Raw genomic sequence first — 23,391 nt, 5'->3', positions numbered from 1 at the left:
GAGTCCGGTCGGTCACGGAGTTAGACCGGCTCGCGCCATGAAGGTCTGGGCCGCCGCACGCCCGATGAAGGCACCCGTCTCGAACCGAAGTCCGACAAGGGTATTCGCGTACCGCAGGGTTGCCGTCGGACTGATCGCGACGAAGACGACACCATCGGCCAAGACGGTTCCGCCCGCTGTCCGCCAGTTGCGCACGGCATCGGCCCGGCGCTCGGGCGGATCCAATGCCACCGAGAGGGTCAGATCTTTACCACCGGTGATCCCGCCCGAGAGCAGCGGGTCGGCCGCCGGGATGACACAGTTCTCAGCCGTGGAATCGACCCGCTGACAGGAGACGGCCGCGCGCAACTGGCCGGGCAATGCCTGCTCGACCCCCCGATCGGGCATCGAGGCCAGCGACGTCGAACACGAACGAACGACCGTGACGCCGAGGACGAGGACCATGATCGCGATGCCCGCGATCGAGGCTACCCACTGCCAGCGCGGATACTGTCCGGCGACAAGCTTTTCCACACCGCCCACCGCATGCTCCGCACCCGCCACCACACTCTCGGTGGCCGAAGCGGCCCGCTCGACTCCCGCCACGACGCGCTCCGCCGGCCCCGCATGCCCGGCCGGACCCGATGGTCGATGGACCGCGGGCAGCGGCGCACCGCAATGCCCGCATTGCGCCGGATTACCGCTATTGCGGTGTGAGCAGTACTGGCAGACCAACTCGGCTACTGACATGACAGCGGCCTCAATGCCCGGTGATCACGATGGAGGAAATCGCGGTCGTATTGATCGTCGGATCGCCTTTCGATTCCTGAATTGTCAGTACGATCTTGGACGCCTGCACGGGAACCTCGAACTTGGTAACGACCAGGGTGCGCTGATCCAGGGTCTGCTGGGTGTAGCCCGATTTGTTCGTGTCATTGAATTTGTACGAGACCCGGCTGGCTGTCCGGTATTTCGTCCACTGGTCCACACCGTCGCTGCCGATGCTGTCCCAGCCGGGGACGATGCCGATCGAATCTATCTGATAGATCTTGCCGAGATCGATGGTCAGTACCTGCCCGTCGACTTTGTATGCGCGCACGCATGACCAGGCCTTGCCCTGCTGGCCACCGAAGGCATCCATGCCCGGTGTACTGCCCGGCGGGCAGTTGGCGGTGGCGGATTTCGGGGCGATCGTTCCGGAGGGAGCCGGTTCCGATTTCGACGTCGGGGCCGCCGCGGTCGCCGATGGCGTGATAACCGCGATGCGATCCGGCGTCTGCGAATCGTCCTTCCCACCGGTGGAAACCAGCGCGATGATGAGCAGCACGGCCAAGACGCCGCAGACCGCCAACGCGATCTTGGGATTCTTCAGCTTCTTCGCCAGCTGGGCGATCTGCTCCGCGGTATCGGGTCCACGCGTCTTCGACGCCCCGGACGCGGACCGCGTGGATTCCTCGGGCGGCGGCTGCTTTGCCGAGACATCGGAGTAGTCCGCTGAAAAGTCCATTGTCGGTGCGGCATCGGACTGCTGACCGTTCAGCAGCGCGATGATCCGCTCACTGGCCTTGGGTCCATCGGAGGATCGCCGCGGCGGCGGATCGGTTTCGGGCAGAGCACCCTGGGCCGAACCGGCCGACATCGCACCGGAGAACGGATCACCGCCGAAATCCGGTTCCCCGAGTTCCGGATCGCCGACCAGGGGTCCGCTCAGCACAGACCCGGTGGCCGGATCGTTTTCTCCGAATGAGGGATCCGAGAGCAGCGCATCCAGGACCGCGCCTCGATGCCGGAGAAATACATCTCCCGGGTCCTCGGCAGCCATGGTCGGGATCGTATCCAGACCGGCCCGCACCACGGCCAGGCGTATTCCCACTGAAGGGAATAACGCGATCAGCGTTTCTTCTGCTCGGTGACGAAATGTTCCGGCGGCACGTCGAATACCCGCGCCAAGGCGATGATCAGATCGAGCCGGGGTACCGCGTCCCCATGAATGAGCCGGTACAGACCCGACTGCGAGACCGGGACATCCGGGTACGCCTGCTCCAGATGCTGGGCAAGCGAATAGAGCGTCAGCGACCGCGTCGACCCGTCCTCGGTAGATACCACCGATTCCGCGATCAATTCCGACAGCCGACTCGAGAAGATCGCTACCGCGGCCTGCCTCGGTGTCAGTGCCTCCCCACTATCCTCCTGCGCAAATTCGCCGTCATTCGGCTGGGAGTCCACAACCACGCTGATAGACACTACCTGTCTCCGATCAGCTCATGCCCCGAACATCCGGCCCTGGCGTGGTGCCATTGGCACCCGCGGTGATCGCGGGTTGTTCGGCGGCGGAATCGAAATAGCGGGTTTCACCGCGCGGCTCGATCAAATCGACACGCACGGTCCGCATCGGAATACTGACATCCACCGCGGTCGCGCTGACCTGGTTGATCGCCAGATCGACCGACCGCCGCCGTGGCCCACCGGGCTCGCTGATGGTGACCGTGGTGTGCGCGGTCGATACCTGCGGCGGCAGATTGTCGAACACCGTGATCGTCGCCGAGGACGGTGGCGGTCCCGAACTGGCTTGCCCCGCAGCGGCATTCGCGGCACCGGCCTCCGGAGCCAGGCGCAACGACTCCGGATCACCGACCGCGGCGACCAGCTGCCACCAACGGTGCGGGCGCACCGAATGGACCTCGACATTGGCGCCGACCACCATGGCGCGCAACACGATCTGCTGTGCCACCGGCAGGTCGGCGTGCACATCGATGGTGCGCCGACGCGGGTTGTAGCGAGCCGGGTCGAACAGCGGTAGCGCCAGGGTATGTCGCGGCTGACCGCTGATGGAACCGAGAATCTGGCCATTGGGGCCGATCGCGATCGTGAGTTCTGGCAGTAGCTCATCGGAGGCGATATCACGGCCCGATTCATCGACGGGCACGGCACGGATCGACGTCCCGGTCGGCATCGTGGCCAGCAATGCGATGGCCTGCCTGCCGGTCAACCGACGCAGATAGTCCGGTGGCTCGGTCGTGACCGGCGGGCCGACATACCGCGCGAGCGCGCGCGGCCCGGCCATGACATCGGTGAGGCTGACCACCAGCGTGGTCCGGCCGCGGTTCCACGCCCAGCAATCATCCAAGCCCGCGCCGTCGAGCCGCGTCCAGTCGATCAGGAAACTGGTCACGCAGCGACCCGGCGCCGAGGACTCCATACAGGTCCAGGTCTCACGCAGATCGCCGAGTTCGACGCCGGCGTGCAACACCCTGGTGGCCTCCAGCATTGCCGCCGCGGGCAATGCGTGCGCGGCGATACCGCGTTCCCGCAATCGGCCCGCGATGCGGTGCGCCGCGGTGGCCAACGCTCTCGGTGCGACCATCGCGACCAGTCCACGCCGCTGCAGCAGATCCAGGTTCCGCTCCATATCCAGCCGGACGACCAACCAGGTGAGGCGATGGCCGACGACCGGATGAGAGCCGATCAGCTGGTCGTAGAGCATGCTGTAGTTGCCGGTCGGACGAACCCGCTGACCGGTGGTCACGATATCGATATCGACCGCCAGACCGAACTGATCGAGCAGATCGAGCAGGGTGTCGACGGGGACGGTGTCCTCGGTGTAGACGGATTTTTCCGCGATGACCGTCGGCAGGTCGAGGTTGGGGGCGAGCTGGATCATCGCCGTGAGCACGGTGCCCTCGGCACGAATGCCGCAGACTCCCGCGGCAACCCCGATATCGGTTACCTCCGCCGGACCGGCGAGCGCTTCGGCTCTGGCGGCCCGCCCGAATCGGTAATCGGCCCAGTCGAGCAGCCATCTGCTGGTCGTGCGCCCGTTCACCTTGACCGCCACCGTCACCAGCAGCACGGTGACCACCGCCGCGCTGGCCCAGATCGGGGTGTGCGCCCACAGCCCGGTAACCACCAGGCTGCCGCCGATCACGGCGACGGCGAACGGACCACGTTCGACACCGCCCACCCGAACACTCGGAAGGCTCACCGCCGCCTCCGGATCGCGGAGCTCGCAAAGGTGGCACCGAGCCCGAGCAGCACCGCGGCGACGATGACGACGGCGGCCGCGAACGGCGGACGACCATCCTTGGCGCGCGGTGGATCCGGCAGCACCAGTTCCGACCACCGGTACAGTCCGATCGGCGGCTTGGGCGCGGTGCGATAGCCGAGCGCGGTGAGCGGATCGATGACGCCCGCGCCGATCAGATTATCGATGCCCCGCGCGGGTGCGTGCGCGCTGGCGGTCAGGCGCGCCATGATCTCAGCAGGGGTTTCGTTGGGGAACCGGGAGCGCAGCAAGGCCGCAACCCCGCTGACATAGGCCGCCGCGAACGACGCGCCGCCGACCGGCACCAGTTTGCCGGGTTCACCGACACCATTGATCAGGCCACTGCCACCGGGACCGAGCGATTCGATCGCGGTACCCGGCGCGCCGATCGAAACCCACGGCCCCGTCAACGAATCGGACATGGTGGCGCCGCTGGCGGTCGTGAAACCTACCGTCAGCACGTCCGCCCCGAACCAGCCCGGTGCGGACACGGTCTTGACATCACGCCAGTTCCTCGGGTCGCTCGGCCGGGTCGGATCGATATCCGGATTCTGATCACAGCCGGCGTTGGCATTGCCGGCACCCGCGACGATCAGCGCGCCCCGCACGTGCACCGCGTAGCCGATCGCCACCGACAGTATCGACTGATCCACCGCGAGCCCCACCGGAACACAGACCGGCAGCGCCACCGTGATCACGCCGGCACCCAGATTCGCCGCATGCACGATCGCCCGCGACAGTGTCCGGATATCCACCGAGAGGTTTTGCGCCGCATCATTATTCGGCCGCTCGGCACTGAAGGCGCCGGAGCGATAGCGAATGGATATGATCTTGGCGTCTGGAGCGACCCCGGTGAATCCGTCAGTGGGATCGGATGCGGCGCCGATGATTCCGGCGATCAGGGTGCCATGCGCATCGCAATCGGACAGACCGTCGCCACCTGTCGTGACATAGTCACCGCCGCCGACCAGACCGGGCAGGCGGTCATTGGGCGTGACACCGGTGTCGAGCACCGCGACGGTCACCCCGGCACCCCGGCTCAGCGCACGGGCTTTCGGTAGATCCAGCGCCAGCTCCGGCGGCGGCGTGCGCGCCAGATCGCTGTCCTTCAGTACACCGGTTGCCAAGCAGCCCTTGTCCTGTTTCGTCGGCAACTCGGGGCCGGGCGGATCATCCGCGGGCGTGCCCACGATTACCTGCGGCGGATCCACCGCCAATGCCGGTGCGGCGGAGGCGATCAGCGCAAATCCGGCAAGCACCGCGATCGCGGTTGTGCCGATTCGCATCAGATCGCCCGCATCGCGGTATAGATGCCCATGATCCAGCAGGCGATGATCGGGATCACCAAAATCAGGGCATACTCCACCAGGTCGATGATCCGTCGGGTGACCGGCGAGAGCCGCCGACCCGGCAACTTCACCGCCGCAACACATGCCGCGGTGGCCGCGATGCCGACAACGAGAACGACCACCAGCCGCGCCGGCGCCGTTTCGTACGCAGTGATCAGCACGAAGCCGACGCCGACCACGGTCACCGCCGACGCGATGACGAGCGCGATGGCCTGTACCCGGTCCGGGAACCAGCGCGCGCGCAGGGCCAACAGACCCGCCACAGCCGCGGCCAGCACGATTTCCCGGATACCACCGGGGCTCACCGCGGCCGACAGCACGGCGGCGCCCGCCAAAAGTGCCGCGGTGGCGGCGATGAGCCCGCGCAGACTGGTCACCGCCAGTCGGGCCCGGCCCTCGATGCCGGCCCCGGCCTGCTCGCGCTGTCGTTCGATGTCCTCGGCGGACTCGAGTTCGGCGTCATCGCGCGCGGATTCGGCATCGAAGATGTCGGTCAGCGTGGCCGGGTTGACCTCGTTGCCGGGGTCCGGCAGATCCGGTGGCCGAATCCGGGCGACCACGACGGCAAGGCGCGGTGCGGTGGTCAGCAGCACGAGTCCGACAAGTGCCGCGCCACCGGATATCTGGCGCACCGACAGATCCAGATAGGTCAGCGGAATCGCCGCGGCCGCCACGGTCACGCCGAGCACGGTGACCGCCATCAAAGTCGCGATTCCGAGCTTCGTCACGCGCATCATCGCCGCGGCCGCGACGGCCGCGACAACCGATCCGGCGGCCAGATTGGCGGCGGCGAACGGACCCGGCTCACCGTAGGCCGGCGGCACCAGCATCGCGCCGCCCGCGAACAACAGCGGAATCGAGGACAATGCCAACCCGAGACAGATCCGCGGCGCGAAGTTGCGCTGTCGCGCCTGCACCGCGCCGCCCCAGCACACCGCGCCGAGCAGCAGCGCGGGCAGCGCGTACCACCAGATCGACCCGGATTCGGTCCATGACACCGACAACAGCGCCGCGATGGCGACCGCACCGACACCCAGTGTGCTCAGACCGACGACCGCGGCGGTCTGCGCGTCGAATTCGGCGAATTCGCGCTCGTTGATCAGCGCGAGCGCGTCGGTGATGTCCTCCACGACCGGCGTGAAGACCTCCGCGGATTCGACCGGGGCCAACATCAGCACGGTGCCGTCGACGACATCGTGGTCGGCCAGGCTACGCCAGCGCGGCATCGGCGCTTCGCCCGGCCGAGCCAGGCTCCACTGTCCGGTCGGCGGGGTGAAATCGACGGTCTCGTCGTCGATGGCCTTGGCCAGGACGACGAGCAGGTCATCGATGAAAGTCTCGATGGTGAATTTGGTCGGCACCACGACGTCGACCTGGTAGCTGGACACCAGGATCGCCATTCGGGCGCGCGCCACCTCGGCGGATGCCGCGGGCGCCGCGCCCGGTGGCGAAGCAACGGCAGTACTCATCGCCACCCTCCGGTGGCCCGGCCGCCGCCGGCGCCACCCATATAGTTCGGAAATCCATCGGCAAGCCCGGCCGCGAGTTCTTCGAAGGCGAGCAGGGTTTCTTTGTCCACCAGGCGCAGATCGATCTCGCCGCCCTCGGCCAGATGGTTGTCGAAGGGCAGAATGCAGGTCGGGCGCTGCCCGGTGGCGAACAGCTTCTCGATCGCCGCGACGTCGACGACCGGCTTGGACGGTTGCTGATGCACGATCGAGACGACCGATTTGGCGATCAGATGCTGCATACCATGCGAACTCAGCCAATTCAACGTGGCCACCGCACCTTTCACCCCGCCGACGGTGGGCGGAGTGACCACCACGACGGCATCGCTGGTCTGCAGCACGCTCAGCGTCACCGAATCCAGTACGCCCGTACCGCAGTCGACGAGCAGAAGATTGAAGTGGCGGCGCAAAACCTCGACAGCCGTGGTGTATTCGCGGCCCGAAAGTGCCTCGCTGGCTTCGATGGTCCACGGCGAGGCGATGGTGGCGAGATCGGCCGAGTTGATCGACATGAACGACTGCACTGTCGAGAACGCCTCGAGATTCGACGCCTGCGCCAGATCACGCAGGGTCAGGCCGTACGGGTGCGGAGCGGTGCGGGTGGGCAGATCGCCGAAGTCCGGATTCGCGTCGACGGCGACGACCCGGTCCGGGCGCAACGCCGCGAAGGTCGAGCCGAGCGTCGCGGCGGTGGTGGTGCGGCCGACGCCGCCCTTCACACTGATCACCGCGATCTGGTAGGGCGTGTTGAGCTGACGGCGAACTCGGGCGCGCCGATCCTCGGCGCGCTGCTCGGCGGGTGAAAGGCCGAGGCGGAATCCGACCTTGTTCAGCGCGCCGCGCACACCAGTGCTGGATTGCAGCCTGGCCCGATTGGCCGCCGAGATATCGGCCAACAGGTCCATCGAGGTCAATGCCGCGGGCAGCACCTCGACTTGCGGCGCCGCCGTACGATCGACGCGATCGAGCACCCAGTTCGTCGCCTGGGCGGGTTGCCATGGCGTATCGGTGGATTCGGCGCCTGGTCTTTCGACGCTGGCTCTTTCGGCGCTGGGCCCGGCGTCGCTACTCGATGTGTTCGCCGATGCCGTGTGGGTGATCCGAGCGGTAGCGGGATCGGCCCCCGCATGGGCCGTCCACATCTCGGGCGCCGAAGACGTAGCCGCCGCATAGCTCTCGCGTGCCGAGTCCGCGGTTGGCGCAGCCACATTCGGTGTGGCCGGATGCGATGCGGCGGGGCGCGCCGCACCGGCTTCCGACGCGGTTACGCTCTGCGCTGACACCGGACCCGCGGCACCCGCCGCGGTCTGCGCGATCGACTGATCGCGTGCGCCGATCACCGGTTCGCTGTAGCCGGATTGTGGGCGGGCGGGGACGCTGCCGGTCGCTGGGCCGCTCTCCGGCGCCGCTTCCATGAAAAAGGCGTCGTAACCGCCCTTGTGTCGGACGGACTCGGCCGGATGACCATTGGTACTCGGCGCTCGGCTCATATCTGTCGTCCTCTCCAAAAACCCATTGGGACGTTCAACCAATCCGGCTGGTATCGAACCAACTTCGGCCCGGCAACAACTCGACGAGTCCCACGATCGCGGCGTGCAGTGCCGCGTCGTCACCGGGTGTGTATGTCGATCGAACTTCCCCGTCCATCGCCACACTCGGTGTCACAACGATGCGCCCCGACAGCGTGTCCAGCACGCTCACACCGTACTTCGGCTTCAGCTCGACTCCGTCCTGGTGTTGTACCACCGTCACTTCCGCGCGCCGGACGACCTCATCGAGTGCCCGGCCCAGCACACCCGCGGTATGCGGCTGCGCCCCCAACTCCAGCAGTGCCTGCCGTCGTCCGTCCTGGTCGCCGGGAATCTCGGCGAGCTCGGCCTGTGCCACGGTCACCGGCGCGAAACTCAGTGCCGGAGTGGATCCCAGCGCCGCACCGACTGCGGCCCATACCGAATCCAATTGCTGTTCCTGCTGGTACACCGCCTGGATGACGATCTCGTCGTCACAGCGCACCGCCAAAACATGGGTATCGCCGCGACGCACCAACGACATGCGCAGCATGCCCTTTTGTTCGCCATCCAGTCCGGTGGCCAACACCAGCGCCATCAGCTCAACATCCGGGCGGTCCAGGCACTGCAACCAGTGCTCGACCGTCGGGTGCACGCGGTCGCCGTCGATAATGCCCACCTCGGTGAGCTGTTCCGCGACGACAGCGCGCACCCGCTCCAGGTCGTCGACGTCGAAGATATTCGGCATCAACGCCAGGATCGGCGGGTAGGAATCGATGCCGGCCATGTCTCGCAACAACAGCGCGGCATCGACATTCAGATCGATCGCGATCGGATCAGTTTCCACACCTTCACCAATTGACCAGTCGCCCGCAGCCTCGTTTCGCCGTGGCCGGGCCGACGAAGCGGACGGGGGCTGTGAGATTACTAGACGCCACCGATCGCCAGGAACCTGGCGCCCTGCTGGTGGTCGGTCTCCCGCAGGAAGCCCTCGGAGCCGGTGGTCTGGGAGATCGCGTCCTTCACCTGCATGAGTTGCCCCTGGTAGCCGGTTCTTTCTTGGGCGTTGCCTAGCGCCGCCTTGAACTTGTCCATCAGCGGTTTGGCGACATCCGCGGCCAAACCCGAGAAGACGCCTTCGAGTTCCTTGATCAGTGAGTGCAAGTGCATAGCGTTCGAGTCCATACCGTTCAGAACGCCCTGCACGTTGAGACTCGCCGAATCGACGCCTGCGTAGTTGTTATACATTGCCTGCCAGCCTTATCTATGGGTTATTACGATTCGTAATGCGTCACACGCGGCTTTACTGCCACGAGCCGGTGTCGACCGTGTTGTTCGTACCGAGTTCGACTGCCCGCGCCATACGGGCAGCGTTCTCGAGATCGGTCGCGTCGATGTGGACACCGGTGTCTTTCAGCGTGTCGATGATTTCCTGCAGGGTCCGGGCCAGTTTCACACCGGCGGTGTGCGCGGTGTCCATCGTGTTCTGGATTTGCGTACCGGTTTGCGAACCGTGGACCGCGCTGGCGAATTCGTCACGCAGGCTCATCCAGCTGCGCAGATAGCCTTCGAGTTCGCCCTGGCAAGCCATGGCATTGACCGCGGTTTGGTTCAATACCTTCGGATCACCGGTGTAAGTGGTGGTCACTGTTGTTCCTCTCTGGAGTGGATCTAAATTCCGCCGCGGTATCTCACCGGGCAGGCTCTGGCTCGGCTACCGCCGCCGCGTCATCCGAACGCTCGTCGTCATCGGAGCGCTCGAGGATACCCACAAGCGAATCACCCTCGACGACAACATCTTCCGGACGTTCATCGGCATATTCGATGACGCCGATCACCGGCGGCTTCTCCAATACCGGCACTTCCAACTGTTCACCCGGCACGAATACCTTGCCTGGTTTGCGTTCCTCGTCCCGACGACGGCGACGCAGCTGGGCCTTCGGTGCGATCGCGCCCCGCCGCGGCGCCGCGCGGCCGGACGGTGCGGTGCCCCCCGGATTGGACGACGCGCCGTACGCCGTGCCCGGACCACGCAGCCAATTGGACGGCATCCGGAATCCGGTGGACGCACCCGGCATCGAGCCGAGTCCGCCCCGGGCCAAATTCAACGCGACCAGACTTCCCGCGCCCCCGTTCAAACCCGCCAATGTCGGCGAATTTGGCGAAGTTCCATAGAATCCCTGCGGCCCGGCCGACCCGTCCGTGCCGCCATACGATCCCGAATCGCTCAGTGGCGAAGTAACCTCACTCGGATCCATTGTCGCGGGCTGAGTCGGCGATTGGGCGGTGTCGGTGGGGGTATTGCCGGTGTCGGTATTACCGGTATTCGTATCCCCGGTGTTGTTGTTGGTGTTCGTATTGTTGTTGGTATTTGTGTTGCTGTTCGTATTCGTGTTGCTGTTCGTATTCGTGTTGCTGTTCGTATTCGTGTTGTTGTTCGTATTCGTGTTGTTGTTAGGCGTGCCCACCTTCGGTTCGTATACCGGCACTTGAAAGTTCGGCGGTGGCGGCAGTGGGCCCGGATTCGTCACGATGGGCTTCGACAGTGCGGGCGGCGGCAGCGTCCCCAGGGTATGCACCGCCGCGGCCTCGTAGCCGTCCATCACTGCGGCAGCAGCGCCCCAGATCACGAAGTACTCGAGTTGGTTGAGAAGTAGTGGAATTCCCTCGCTCCCGGTGATCGCGTTGGTCGCGACGAGAATGAAGTGCTCCATCCGATTCGCGGCCAGCCATGTACCGACCCCCGCCATCGCGGAATGGGCACCGGTGAATGTAGCTGCCAGCTTGTGCAATACCTTCGACACTGACATGGCGACATGGGACTGCTGCTGCAACCACTTCGTATGGTGACTGAATGCCGCCTGCGCCAGATCACCCGACTCGCCAGTCCAGGTCCCACCCATATCGGCCATCGTGGAGGCGGTGCTTCCCGCGGCAGCCGCGAATGTGTGCGCCGCGGCCAGGTAGGAATCGGCCGCGGCCGTGATGGCCACTACCCCGTCACCGCCGAGCAGATTGCCGACGTTTACCTCCGGAGGAAATGCATCCCATATGCCTGGCATGACATCAGCCTTCGCTCGTTCCTGCGGCTCGGACTACCAGGGTTCCTCGGTGATGGCCGCGATTATGGACGCGACGGTGCCACTATTCATGACGTCACTTCCGGAATAGGCGAGGGCGGTTGACGGCAGCGACGCCGACCCAACTTCGCGATGCACGAATCCTTCACCCGTGCAACTGAAGAACGATACGCCATACGTGGCGGTCGCAAGGGGAAGAACCACCGCGCTCACGATGTCCCACGCCGGCGGGTGTACGACGCAGGTAGCCGCCGACGCGGCGAGCGAAGCGATTGCCTGGTCGGCAATCAAGTCGAGTTGGGAACTGACTACCGGAAGATGCGCCGGGTCGACTTCGAGAGCCATGAGAGTTCTCCTAACGTGAGCACCGACTCGTAGTGAGCGGTACAGCACAAACGCTAAGGCATTCTCAGTCTTGGGAAGATTCGTCGAATCGATCTCGAATACATTCCGCGCCACTGCCGACCAGCGTTAGTCCTCCGGTGGCGTCCAGGCCGACTGCACGAGATCCCGGCGCGAGTGCAGCGGCTCGACAAAGATGCCTCGGCCCACCGGTTGCTTGGTCGGCTTCACATCGCCGATCAGAATTCCGTCCAGTTTCGAGCCGTCCATGATGAAGCCCGACGAATTCAGATTCTTGATCTGTCCGAGCACACTGTCGTACAGCGCGGTATCAGCCTGGGCGATGTTGCGGGCCGCGATTACGTGCAGACCGGTGTCGCGGCCGTCGACAATGATGTCCTTGAGCGGATCCAGTGGATTGGGCATACCTCGCTGGGCGACCATGTGGTAATCGTCGATCACCACGAAGATCTCCGGCCCGGACCACCATGAGCGGTCCTTGAGCTGTTGCGAGGTCACACCGTCCGGAGGGCGTCGGCTGCGCATCTTCTCCGCGAACGGCGGCAACCCTTCACGCAGATCGCGCTCACTGGTCAGATAGCCGATCGACTGGTCGTCCGGGATGGAGTCCATATGCTGGCGGCGGTAGTCGACCAACAGCACCCTGGCCTGATCCTTGTTGAATTGCAGCCGGATCGACTCCAGCAGCGCGGCCAGCACCGTCGACTTGCCCGAGCCGGACGAGCCGAGCACGACCAGATGCGTCGAAACACCGAAATCGACTGTGGCAGGGTACAAATCGGATTCGCGAATGCCGAAGGGCACCACGAGGCGCTGTGCCAGATTCGTCGGTTCCGGGCGGCCCGCGCGGACCTCGGCCAAGGTGATCTGGGCGGGCAGCAGTTTGACCTCCGGAGCCCGGCGGCTCTGGTACTTCTGGTTCAGCTGCTCGACCGCGGCAGCCATACCCGCACCGGCGGATTCGGCCTCGCCCACCCCATCCATGCGCGGCAGCGCGGTCAGCATGTGCAGTCCGTCGTTGGAGATACAGCGACCAGGCCGATCGGATGGAATCGCGGCAACCACATTGCGTTGTCCGAGGAAGATCGTGTCGGTGAGATCACCGAGCCGCATCTCCACCCGGGTCTGCAACAGATCCTTGATGGCGGGACGGATCGCCGCCCAGCGCGAACTGGTGACCACCAAGTGGATGCCGTAGTTCAGACCCTGCACCGCGATCGACTCCATGACCGGGAGGTATTCGTCGAAATACGGTCCGGTGACCGCGAATCCGATATCCCAGCCATCGACGACGATGAAGACATCGCCGTGTTCGTCACCGCGGGCGGTGAGTTCCGCCGATTCTCGTGGCGAGGAGCGCCTGCGCCGGAATTCGCGCATGGTGTCGATGCCGAGGTCACCGAACAGCACCTGTCGACTCGCGATGAGATTGGTGATGAGCGCGAAGGTGCGCCGCACCCGATCGCCATCGCGTCCCGAGGCGACCGACCCGACATGCGGCACATTCCGCAGTCCGGACAGACCACCCGAGAAGTCGAGGCAGTAGAACTGGACCTGTTCGGGCGTATGCGTCAACGCAGCGGACATGATCAGCGTTTGCAGTGCGGTCGACTTACCGGACTGCGGACCGCCGACGACGGCCACGTGGCCACCCGAACCGGACAAGTCGACCGACCATATATCCTGACGCTGCTGGCGCGGCTTATCCACAATCGCCCACGGCAATTGCAGCGAACCCGGAGTCACGGCGGACATGAACTTGTCCAGAGTCGGCGGCACGGTCAGCGGGGGCAGCCACATCTTGTGCGCTGGTGTGCCGAATCCGCCCAGTTGTTGCAGCACCGTCTCCATCACGGTCACCGGCTCACCCTCCGGCGTCTCCGATCGCTGCACAACAGGTTCGGGCTCGACCGCCGCGGGCCGCACATCGATTATGTGCCCCGTGGTGAATTGCTGTGGCGGCCGGTAGCCACCGCCGGGTCGCCTGGCCCGTTGGGCACTGGATGCCGACGCCTGCGCGGGCGCGACATACGGCGAGCCGACATAGGCGGCCTGGAATCGCTGCAGATCACCCGAACCGACTCGCAGATAACCCGCACCCGGCTTCTTCGGCAGGTGATACGCGTCGGCGGTACCGATGGCGTCGCGGGAATCAGCGGTCTGGTTGGTGCGCAGCGCGATTCGATAGGACAAGTGTGCTTCCAGCTCACCCATCCGGTTGGCGGGCACCTTCTGTGAGGCCAGCAGCAGGTGGATGCGCAACGAGCGACCCAACCGGCCGATCGCGACGAACAGCTTGGAGAAGTTCGGATGCTGTTCGAGCAGTTCGGCGAACTCGTCGAGGATAATCAACAGCGTCGGCAGCGGCGCGAGCTGCGCACCCTGTTCGCGGGCCCGCTCGTAGTCGGCGACGCTGGCGAAGTTGCCCGCATCGCGCAAAACCCTTTGCCGACGGCCCATTTCGCCGTTGATCACGTCTTCCATGCGGGTGACGAGATCTGCCTCTTCCTCCATATTGGTGACCACGGCCGTCACATGGTGCAGCCGGTCGAACCCGAGAAAGGTCGCGCCGCCCTTGAAGTCGACCAGCAGCAGGTTCAGCGCATCCGGGGTATGCGTCGCCACCGCTGAAAGCACAAGGGTGCGAAGAAATTCCGACTTTCCGGAACCGGTGGCGCCGATGCACATGCCGTGCGGGCCCATACCCTCCTCGGCCGATTCCTTGATATCGAGATGGACCACGCCACCGGCCGGGTCGTGACCGAAAGGAATGTTCAGCCGGGATCGGTCCGCGTCACGGCGGGGCGGCCACTGCTGCTCGACCCGGATGGCCCCCGGATCGATAATGTTGACCAGGTCCTCCCACGACGTGCCACCGCTGGCCTGGTCCGCGACCACGGCCTCGACCACGGTGGACAGCCGGTACGGGGAGATATTGCGGGCCAATGCTTTCGCCGTCGCCACCGACATCCCGTCGGCGGCTCCGACCCGGCGCAGCCCGCGCGGGGTAACCTCGTGCAGCGCCCGATCGGGCCCCACCGTGAACTTCAGCGCCCTCGGCAAGGTCTGCTCGGCCCGGCCCAGCCGCAGCCAGGTGCAGCCGTCGATACCGGAGATATCCCGATCGGTGGCCGGACTGCTGTCATCGACGATCAGTAGATAGTGCTTGCGATCCAGCGTTGGTTCGGAATTCGCGGAGAACGGACCACGATTGAGTCCGGCCAACGCCTTGGCACGCAACTCCGAAACGCTGCGATACACCATCCGGCTCGACCCGATCGCGTCGGTATCACTCGAATGTTGGGTGTGCGGCAACCATTTCAGCCACGACCACTCCGGTGCGTCCGGATTCGACAGTACCGCCGCGACCGCGACCTGATCCGGGCCGTGTAGTACGACGACCTCGGCAATCATCGCCCGCACCAGCGCGGCCACCGTATCGGGATCGCCGTCGACACCGATCTGCGGCGCCGAAAGCAGATTGATCGCGACCGGCATACCCCCGACAGTCGAATACGCCTTCGCGAATCGGGTCACCTCGACCACGCCGACCGGATCGAGATCCGACGTCGGCGCGGCCTCGGGCACGATGACCCGCACCTGGTTGGCGATCCGACCTCGCCCGACCCGTACCCGTAGGAACTGCGGACTGGCGACCTGGACCTCCCACATGCGCTTGCCACCGATCAACGCGGCGATTTCGGCCGGACCGGGATGGGTATAGCGCAGGTAGTTATGCAGTTCGGACTCCGCGGCATGCACGGTCTTGCGGTTATCGGTAATGCTGCGCAGATAGTCCTTGCGTTCCTCGTTCAGACTCGCCGCGCCTCCGGCACCGCTGCCGGAGAACGCACCGCCCATCATCCCGCCCATGGAAACCAGCATCATGATCGGGAACATCAGCATCATCGGCGACATCTGCCCGCCGCCGCGGAACATCATCACCATCATCCCGGCCATGGCACACACCATGACCACCGGCATGATCATCTTCAGCCGTGACGGTGGCACCGGCTTGGGCAGTTCGGTCGGCGGCTGCAGCCGCAATTCGGTCACCGCAGGAGCTTTGGGTCCACGCACCATCCGAGCGGGCCGCACGAATCGGCGGGTAGCTGTCACGAGGTACCACCCGGGAGGCCGATCACGGCCTTATTCGTCGGGATGCCGTCGTGCTGGATCCGGGCATCCTTCTTCGACAGAGTGGGGCCGACCGCGAACAGTGACACGATGGACCACGGTGCGGGCACCGGGGTTCGCAGTCCGAGCGACGTCAAGGTCGAATCCGGATTGGAGTTGGGCTCCACCACGGCATTGATGCCGTAGCGAACGCCGCTGTCGGAGATCCAGAACAGCGACTCCCGCCGCGGCGATCCAGGGTCCGCGCCGGTCACCTGGACGAAGCGCCCAGTGTTGCGCGGCAGATACGCGGCATCGGCGGTGGTGCCGCGGGAACCGGTGGCTGTCACCAGACCGACGGTTCGATTCTGTTCGTCCACCTGCAACGGCAGCTGCCGTCCCACGAGCAGCTCGGTCGAGGCATTCTGATCGGTGCCCGCACGCCACCAGTGATAGCAGGTCACCCCCAAACGCATCGGGTCGACGACGTGTACCGGTCGCGTCGGGTAGGCGGCCGTCCCGGGCCAAGCACCCGGACGCAGATTCGCCGCGATGACATCCGGTCCGACCGTCCGCGTCGAAACCGAACCGTGCGAATCGGCATTGCGGATGATCGATGCGAGCACCGAATTGATCTGTACCACACCGGATTCCGATACCAAATAGTAGAATGCGCCACGATCAGGCGCCGATACTGTGAGCACCGAACCGACCGGCACGCTCAGACCCGAGGAGAATGTCACGGTATTTCCCGCACCGGGTACCTCGGGCACGCGCAGCGGCGGCACCTCTGGGATGGCGGAGAGGAAACCCTTGGACGCCGAGACCACGGTCGAGGTCGGATCGATGCCAAGGGCCAGGATCACCGCCGAATTACTCAGATCTATCGACGCCCGAACAATGCCCTGCTGTGGATCGGAGTACACCAGCCAGGTGGTGGTGTCATCGCGCAGCAGCCGCGCCTCATCAGCGGCCAACCCGCGGACCGCATCGCCGTCGACGGTCAGCGGACCGCTGATTGCGGTGGTCAGCACCGGCGACAAAGCGACGGTCGGCAATCCGGTCTGCGGATTGACCGGTGCCGCCGCACCGACCTTCGCGGTATCACACACCGTCCACGACGAGGCCCGGTCGCCGTTGTCCGCGATCACGCCGGGTGCACCCGGAATACCGACCCACGGCCCGCGCGGATACTTGGACAACTCGTCACGCGAGACCGGTACCGGATTGTCCGGCGAACCGGCGATCAGCCGCGCCGAGGTCAGATTCAGCGCTGGATGCAACCGACCGCCGACGCGCACGTACAGCGCGCCGGTGTCCTTTTCCGCGATGATCTTCGAATCCCCCACCTTCTTGGCGGGCTTGAAGAACGCCATCACAGCCGCACCGGCGATCACCATGCAGGCCAATGCGATACCGATCGACAGCGCGGTGGAGCGACCGCGCTGCGGATCATCGATCATCGAGGCGTCCCGACGGACCAGCGCATGCTCGATCCGGCGCAGCAGAAACCGCCAGCCCGATATCTGGTGCTTGGTCACCACCCGGAAGCGTGCCATGCGGATCAGCCCGTCGCGGCCGGCGCCAAGCCCGCGAGCGCGGCAGTGATGTCCGCGGAGTCGATGGTCATCAACTCCTCATTGGTCATCGAAAGCACGTCCGCGTTGTCTTTGGTGAAACGGTAGTCCCGCTCGGCTTCGGCGGACTCGACCACATTGCGGACGAAACGACCGTTGCCCGCCAGATCGATCAGCCGCCGACCGTTCTTGCTCTGCCCCGACAGTTGCTCGCACCGCACCCGCAGCACGTCTTTGGCCTCGCCGGACAGAATCGAATCCTTCTTGTGCGCAATATGATCGGCGATCCGCACCAGTTCGTCGGCGTCATAGCTGGAGAAGCGGATGCGCTTGGTGAACCGCGATGCGAGACCGTCGTTGGAGGCCAGGAATCGGTCGATCTGGTCCTCGTAACCCGCGATGATCACGACCAATTTGTCGCGGTCGTTCTCCATGCGGGCCAGCAGGGTGTCGACGGCTTCCTTGCCGAAGGCGTCACCACCGGAGAGCCCCTCCTGGATCAGGGTGTACGCCTCATCGATGAACAGCACACCACCGAGCGCGGAATCGATCAGCGCGTTCGTCTTCGGCGCGGTATGGCCGAGGTGGGTGCCGACCATATCGTTGCGCGACACCTCGATGACCTCGGCGTTCTCGACGACGCCGAGCCCGGCGAAGATTTTGGCGATAACGCGGGCGATGGTCGTCTTGCCGGTACCCGGTGGACCGGAGAAGATCAGATGCTGCGATCGGGAATCCACGGCCAGGCCGCGTTTGGCCCGTACCTGATCCATCAGCACACCCGACTTGAGCCGGTCGACCTGCTCCTTGACCGAGTCCATGCCGATCTGCGCCCGCAGCAGCTCGGAGGCTTCCTCCAGCTGCGACTCGCGTGCGAGCTTCGCGGCGGATGCGGCTACCTCGGTCGGGTCGTCACCGGACTTCGGATCCCACTGATTGGTGCGCGAGGCGATGACCTCGGCGCTGGTGATCTCGAGTCGATAGCTCTTGTCCCGCACCGCACGTTGCCATTCGGGGCGGTCCGACCACAGCGCGGAACCCTGCAGCCCCTTGAGGATCTTGTCGGCGGCATCGTGCTCGCCGTCGTGGCGCAGCAGCATGCCGAGCAGGAAGTGCGCGTCCGCCCAGATGTAGGACAGATTACCGGACTGACTGTCCTCGACAATGCGCTGCGCGCGCGGCAGGGCCTCGCCGAGCCGGCCCAGATGCGCCAGCGCCTGTGCCGTCATCAGCTCGGCCGCGATATCCAGCAGCCCATCCTCGAGCGCGGGCTTGGCATTGCGCGCGGCGAGCACATCGAGCCATTGTTTGGTGCGGAAGAACAGCGACATCCGCACGAAGTCGGCCACATCGTCGGGCGGCACTTCGGCGAGAATCGCTGCGGCTTCCTGCCATTCGCCGCCATCGGCATAAGAGCATGCCTGTGCGACGGCGATCTGATCCCGATCCGCCATGGCCACGCGCAGCCCGAAGACGCCGATCTCGACCTGACACCACAGCGCACGATCGACCAGACCCGCCCGTTGCTGATCCCGGTACAGGTTGTGCACCGATCGGTACGCACCGTAAATCACTTCAGAGGTGACTTCACCGGCCATGGCGCGGCCCAACCAGGCATCGCACATATCCGGATCCAGGTCCGTGGCGGCGCGAAAGGCAGCCGCGGCCTGATGTTCATTTCGCACGCCCCCGGCGACGAGCGCCAGACTTTGCACACCTGTGTAGAACGCGTCCTCGGCCGCAGACAACTCGGACTTCCCTTCCGACGATCCTCGTGGATCGAAGATAACCATTTCGGCGCATGGTCACGACCACCGAACTATCCCCAAGACTGGGAAGACAGCATCGTTACCCGACGACCGGGTCTATGGACACACTTTTTATCGGCTCGATGTTGAATGTACCGTTATTTAGCGGTATATTGAAACATGGGTCGACGGTCCCTCATCCCGAAGACCCAGCCCCTCCAGTTGTGGTTGGTGGCCGTGATCCGGCAGCCGCCCATCGGCTGGCAAGAGGCGGATCGTCACCCCCAAACCCCGACGATCTGTCACGCGGCGGCCGTCGGTATCCCAACACCGTCGGCCGCCGCCCTCGTTCGGCGGTCCGTTCACCGACCGCCGTCTGCGCGGCGCCGGATCGTAGGCACGGTGGCGGCCCCAGCCAATTCGCTCGATGGTGTCTCCGATTGCCGAGCGAGCTTCGACCACGGTGTTTCCCGCGGCTTGCGTGCCGTTGTCGCGCGCCGATCCAAGGATTGGAAGGCCTTGGCGGGCATTGTTTTCGAGCTGGCCGCGCGCTGTGCCGATGCCCGGACCGCATGCGCCCACGGTGTTACGAAGCCACGCGAACGGCTCGGGCCGAGCGACGCTTGCGTGTGGGGGCCGACTCGACCACCTTGGGCAACACCCGAGACGGCCGGCACGTCTTCGTCAAAGGCCGCGCCAGACAACTGCGGTTCAGCAGGAGGCACGACAGACAACTGCGGCTCGGCAGGCGCCTCACCAGGCTGCTGCGGCTCGACAGGCGCCGCACCAGACAACCGCGGGTCAACAGGGGCCGCACCACACAACCGCGGGTCAACAGGGGCCGCACCGGACTGCTGCGGTTGAGCAGGGGGCACGTCGAGTATCCGCGGTTCGGCAAGGGGCGCCAAGGGCATTCGCGGTTCGTCGACCCGTTCGGCGGGCGGGGTCGTTACTGATGCCGCGCCGGTGAACAATTTGTCGAGGTTGCGTCCGAGCGGTTCGACGGCCCGCCCGATCACCTCAATGACGAGGTAGCCGATCAGCGCCCGCTCCATCTGTGCGCACAGTCGCTGTGCCGCGGTGGTGACGAGCGGTCCGGCGATCCGGGCCGCGGGTGTGGCCGCCATGGCCGCGTAAGTCGTTGCGAGCGCGGCCAGTTCGGTTAGGACCACCGCCTTCGTCACGGTAATGACGTAGGCCACCGCATCCAGTGCATTCGCGATGATGGCGCATACCCGATCGAGCTCGGCCCGATGGTCGCCATCGGACCTGGCCCATGTCGCGGCCAGGCGCTCGTACGCGGCGATCGCATCCCCACCGGGCCCGTGAGCATTCGCGGCGAACGTGCGCACCTTCACTGCGAGCCCGCGCACATCGCCTTCGTCGATATCCGGGTATCGAACCCCACAGCAGTCGAGGAATTCCGCGACCTCCGGCGGAATCTCCACCGCCACTACAGCACCCGCACCACAACTGCGTCGCTGGACATGCGCGACCACTTCACGGTCGAACCGGAATACGGCGCCTCGATGACCATGCCGTTGCCCGCGGCCAACTGGACGTGCTCCGGTCCCCGCGCGCTGAACGAACTCGCGGGGAACACCAGGTCACCGGGCCGCACATCCGCCGGGGAGACCCGCACTCCGCTGTAGATCTGCTCGTAGGTCGTCCGCGGCAGCACCACATGGCCGTCGGAGGCCTGAGCGATCGCGTACTGGGTGAGACCGGAGCAGTCGAAGCCACCGCCGCTCGGTCCACCGGCGCCACCCCCACCCCAGATATACGGTGCGCCGAGCCATTCGCTGGCCGCGCCGACGGCCTTGCTACCCGCGGTTCCATCCAAGGGCACCCGAGGTCGGCCGCGCCGGCCGTTCGACAGCAACGCGGATCGCGAACGAGCGCGCCGACGACGACGTGGTGTCGAACTGCCGGCCTTTCGCCGGGACAGTTCGGGCATGCCAGGCGGCATGATCTGCGCCGCCCGCTGACGCGCCGCCGCGACATCGGTATCGACCTGTTTGGCCGCTTTGGCGATGGTCGTATGCGCCGCTTCGAGTAGGGCGGGGCCGCTGAACCGGGTATCGCCGACCGATGCGATCGCCTGGATTCGCGATTGCAGATCGGCGATCTGATTGGTCAAGCGATTGCGTCCGCCGACCGTACCGTCCCCGGCCTCGCCCACGGTCTTGTGCACGACACCGTCTTTGCCCGCATGTGATTCCGCGATCGTCGATTGGATGCCGCGCGCATCGGTGTAGTTGGCCACGCCTCTTCCGGCGTGGGCACTCATATCGTTGGTGACCGATTGAACGATGCTCGCTGTGGCGGCCGGGTCGGGTTGTCCGTTTCCGTACAGCCCGAGCAGGGCACGCAAGACCTCGTTGAGGTCGCCTGTCAATTCCGGTGGCATTCGACCGACTCGCTCTCGCTCATCACCGACCGCCTCTCCGGACCTGCTCGCCAAATGTTTCGCCGGTTGGCACCGGTCGCCCCGAATCTCGGGATGACAACGACTATGAGGCAATTGCGCGAATGATTCATCTTCCCAGCGGCGGGAAGACACGACAATGAGGACAACTTCTGGGAGGCGGTGGCGACAATATGGCGGCAGAACTGGTGGGTACCGCAGCCGAGACCTGGCAGACACTCTTCGGCTCCCCGACCGCTAGCAATCCCGCAGAGCCCGGCGCTACCTTCGGACCGTCGCCTAGTGCTCCATCCGGCCCATTCCCCGGAGCTCCATCCGGACCATTCCCCGGCGCTCCGTCGGGCCCACCGCCCGGCGCTCCGTCGGGCCCACCGCCCGGCGCTCCACCGCCCGGCGCTCCACCGCCCGGCGCTCCACCGCCCGGCGCTCCACCGCCCGGCGCTCCACCGCCCGGCACTCCAGGCACCCCATCCCCTAGCACTCCATCCAGTGGAATAGCGGTCGGGGAGCCGAGCCCATCCCCTAGCACTCCAGCCACCCCAACCCCCAGCACTCCGAGCAAGCCCAAGACCGGCCACTACTGGACGGTGAAACTGACACCGCCACCAGGCGCGTCGGCAGGTTTGAAGGCATTCATCGCCATGGCCGAAGAGGCCATCCAAACGGCCGTCGATCTGCTGGGCCGGGGTACCCCCGAGCTGCCGCCCAAGGTTGACGATCTGCTGCGACCGGTGATCTACGAGAGCATCGGCGACAGCCTGATGAAAACGCAGTACGAGCAAGCTCTGGCGAAGGTCCAGTCCCGGCAGACCGCACTGCTGACCTACGACACCAAGGTCATGAAGACCTCCATCGTGGTCGCCGCGGGCAGTGATGAGACACTGCGCGCGATCAAAGGGATCGTCACCGAACTCCAGACGAAGCTGAAGGCCGCCGGAAGCGGGAAGCTCAAACCCGCGCAAGAGGTGGCCCTGATGAAACTGGTCGCCGAGGCGATCGACCTCGTCTACGAGAAGGTCGAGGCGGTCTACCAGCTCAACCAGGATATGGCCGGAAACGGTAACAACGGTTCCGACGGCGGCGGATCCGGCGGCGGCGGTGGCCAGTCCGGATCCGGCGGTTCTGGCGGCGGCGGTGGCGACGGTGGGCTCGGGCAAATGATGTCGATGCTCGCAATGCTGCCCATGATGGCAATGCCATTGGTGTCGCAGTTGCCGCAATTGCTGAAGCCGCACGGCAAAGACAAAGACAAGGACAAAGACGCGGCCGAAGCCGGCGCGAAGACCGGCGAGGGCCAGCCAGCAGCGGCGGCACCCGGGGCCGCGCCTGGCAGTCCCGCCCCGGCCCCAGCGGCACCCGGTACCGGCCAACCCGTGGCGGCAGCACCGGCGGCAAGCGCGAGTGCGCCCGCCGCATCGGCCACGCCGGTCGCGAACATGTCCCCGGTGTCGGCTCGCACCAATGTCCGACGTGCGGTGAATCGGACCGGATCGACTCCGACCGATGCCGATACCAACGAAGCGCACAAGGACGATCTCGACGACGACGTCACCGTGGATTCGCCTGTGGTGCAGGCGTAACCGCTGATTCCTTCGTCCCGCTACGGGCAGGCGATATCGTCTGCCCGTAGCTACCACGGCCGAATTGGTCAGGCACGAACTGAATTCCGCTTGTCGACTCGTACGTCGGCAAC

Annotated in this window: 18 protein-coding genes; 1 reads left to right on the top strand and 17 read right to left on the bottom strand. The window is 65.5% G+C overall.

What is annotated here, in order from left to right:
- Nucleotides 1–12: 12 nt before the first annotated feature.
- The 17 genes from AB0L63_RS25720 to AB0L63_RS25640 form a co-directional block, all read right to left on the bottom strand.
- The gene (locus tag AB0L63_RS25720; RefSeq protein ID WP_364505485.1) at nt 13–729 is read right to left on the bottom strand and encodes a hypothetical protein; all 717 of its coding nucleotides are present in this window, start codon (nt 727–729) and stop codon (nt 13–15) included.
- 10 nt (nt 730–739) lie between these two features.
- Nucleotides 740–1,801: a discoidin domain-containing protein gene (locus tag AB0L63_RS25715; RefSeq protein WP_364505483.1), complete on the bottom strand. Its 1,062-nt coding sequence runs from the start codon at nt 1,799–1,801 to the stop codon at nt 740–742.
- A gap of 68 nt (nt 1,802–1,869) precedes the next feature.
- On the bottom strand, nt 1,870–2,223 hold the full coding sequence (locus AB0L63_RS25710; protein ID WP_364505481.1) for a helix-turn-helix transcriptional regulator: 354 nt from the start codon (nt 2,221–2,223) through the stop codon (nt 1,870–1,872).
- A 13-nt stretch (nt 2,224–2,236) separates the two neighbouring features.
- The gene (gene eccE / locus AB0L63_RS25705) at nt 2,237–3,961 is read right to left on the bottom strand and encodes a type VII secretion protein EccE (protein ID WP_364505479.1); all 1,725 of its coding nucleotides are present in this window, start codon (nt 3,959–3,961) and stop codon (nt 2,237–2,239) included.
- Nucleotides 3,958–5,307: a type VII secretion-associated serine protease mycosin gene (gene mycP, locus AB0L63_RS25700; protein ID WP_364505477.1), complete on the bottom strand. Its 1,350-nt coding sequence runs from the start codon at nt 5,305–5,307 to the stop codon at nt 3,958–3,960. Before mycP ends, eccE begins: the two co-directional genes overlap by 4 nt.
- Nucleotides 5,307–6,839 (bottom strand): type VII secretion integral membrane protein EccD, encoded by a 1,533-nt coding sequence (gene eccD / locus AB0L63_RS25695; protein WP_364505475.1) that lies wholly within the window; start codon nt 6,837–6,839, stop codon nt 5,307–5,309. Before eccD ends, mycP begins: the two co-directional genes overlap by 1 nt.
- Nucleotides 6,836–8,368 (bottom strand): AAA family ATPase, encoded by a 1,533-nt coding sequence (locus AB0L63_RS25690; protein WP_364505472.1) that lies wholly within the window; start codon nt 8,366–8,368, stop codon nt 6,836–6,838. The genes eccD and AB0L63_RS25690 overlap by 4 nt, the downstream gene beginning before the upstream one ends.
- A gap of 34 nt (nt 8,369–8,402) precedes the next feature.
- Nucleotides 8,403–9,233: an ESX secretion-associated protein EspG gene (locus tag AB0L63_RS25685; RefSeq protein ID WP_364505470.1), complete on the bottom strand. Its 831-nt coding sequence runs from the start codon at nt 9,231–9,233 to the stop codon at nt 8,403–8,405.
- An 80-nt stretch (nt 9,234–9,313) separates the two neighbouring features.
- Nucleotides 9,314–9,634 carry a hypothetical protein gene (locus AB0L63_RS25680; protein WP_364505468.1) on the bottom strand — a complete coding sequence of 107 codons (321 nt, stop codon included), beginning with the start codon at nt 9,632–9,634 and terminating at the stop codon, nt 9,314–9,316.
- A 55-nt stretch (nt 9,635–9,689) separates the two neighbouring features.
- A complete protein-coding gene (locus AB0L63_RS25675; RefSeq protein WP_364505466.1) occupies nt 9,690–10,034 on the bottom strand; it encodes a hypothetical protein in 345 nt (114 codons plus the stop codon).
- Nucleotides 10,035–10,077: 43 nt separating this feature from the next.
- The gene (locus AB0L63_RS25670; RefSeq protein WP_364505464.1) at nt 10,078–11,448 is read right to left on the bottom strand and encodes a PPE domain-containing protein; all 1,371 of its coding nucleotides are present in this window, start codon (nt 11,446–11,448) and stop codon (nt 10,078–10,080) included.
- Nucleotides 11,449–11,481: 33 nt separating this feature from the next.
- Nucleotides 11,482–11,811 carry a hypothetical protein gene (locus tag AB0L63_RS25665; RefSeq protein WP_364505462.1) on the bottom strand — a complete coding sequence of 110 codons (330 nt, stop codon included), beginning with the start codon at nt 11,809–11,811 and terminating at the stop codon, nt 11,482–11,484.
- 126 nt (nt 11,812–11,937) lie between these two features.
- Nucleotides 11,938–15,885 (bottom strand): type VII secretion protein EccCa, encoded by a 3,948-nt coding sequence (eccCa, locus tag AB0L63_RS25660; RefSeq protein ID WP_364505460.1) that lies wholly within the window; start codon nt 15,883–15,885, stop codon nt 11,938–11,940.
- A 59-nt stretch (nt 15,886–15,944) separates the two neighbouring features.
- Nucleotides 15,945–17,504 carry a type VII secretion protein EccB gene (eccB, locus tag AB0L63_RS25655; RefSeq protein ID WP_364505458.1) on the bottom strand — a complete coding sequence of 520 codons (1,560 nt, stop codon included), beginning with the start codon at nt 17,502–17,504 and terminating at the stop codon, nt 15,945–15,947.
- Nucleotides 17,505–17,509: 5 nt separating this feature from the next.
- Nucleotides 17,510–19,315, bottom strand: a complete 1,806-nt coding sequence (eccA, locus tag AB0L63_RS25650; RefSeq protein ID WP_364505456.1) for a type VII secretion AAA-ATPase EccA — start codon at nt 19,313–19,315, stop codon at nt 17,510–17,512.
- Between the two features lie 317 nt (nt 19,316–19,632).
- A complete protein-coding gene (locus AB0L63_RS25645; RefSeq protein WP_364505454.1) occupies nt 19,633–20,724 on the bottom strand; it encodes a hypothetical protein in 1,092 nt (363 codons plus the stop codon).
- Nucleotides 20,724–21,680: an NlpC/P60 family protein gene (locus tag AB0L63_RS25640; RefSeq protein ID WP_364505451.1), complete on the bottom strand. Its 957-nt coding sequence runs from the start codon at nt 21,678–21,680 to the stop codon at nt 20,724–20,726. Before AB0L63_RS25640 ends, AB0L63_RS25645 begins: the two co-directional genes overlap by 1 nt.
- 605 nt (nt 21,681–22,285) lie before the next feature.
- On the opposite strand from AB0L63_RS25640, the gene AB0L63_RS25635 reads away from it, so the two are divergent.
- Entirely contained in the window at nt 22,286–23,278 is a 993-nt protein-coding gene (locus AB0L63_RS25635) for a hypothetical protein (protein ID WP_364505449.1), read from the top strand.
- The last annotated feature ends 113 nt before the right edge of the window (nt 23,279–23,391 follow it).

This window comes from Nocardia sp. NPDC051990, assembly GCF_040680755.1.
Lineage (GTDB): Bacteria > Actinomycetota > Actinomycetes > Mycobacteriales > Mycobacteriaceae > Nocardia.
The sequence above is the reverse complement of the archived record's forward strand: the minus strand, read 5'-3'. Positions and strand labels throughout refer to the sequence as shown.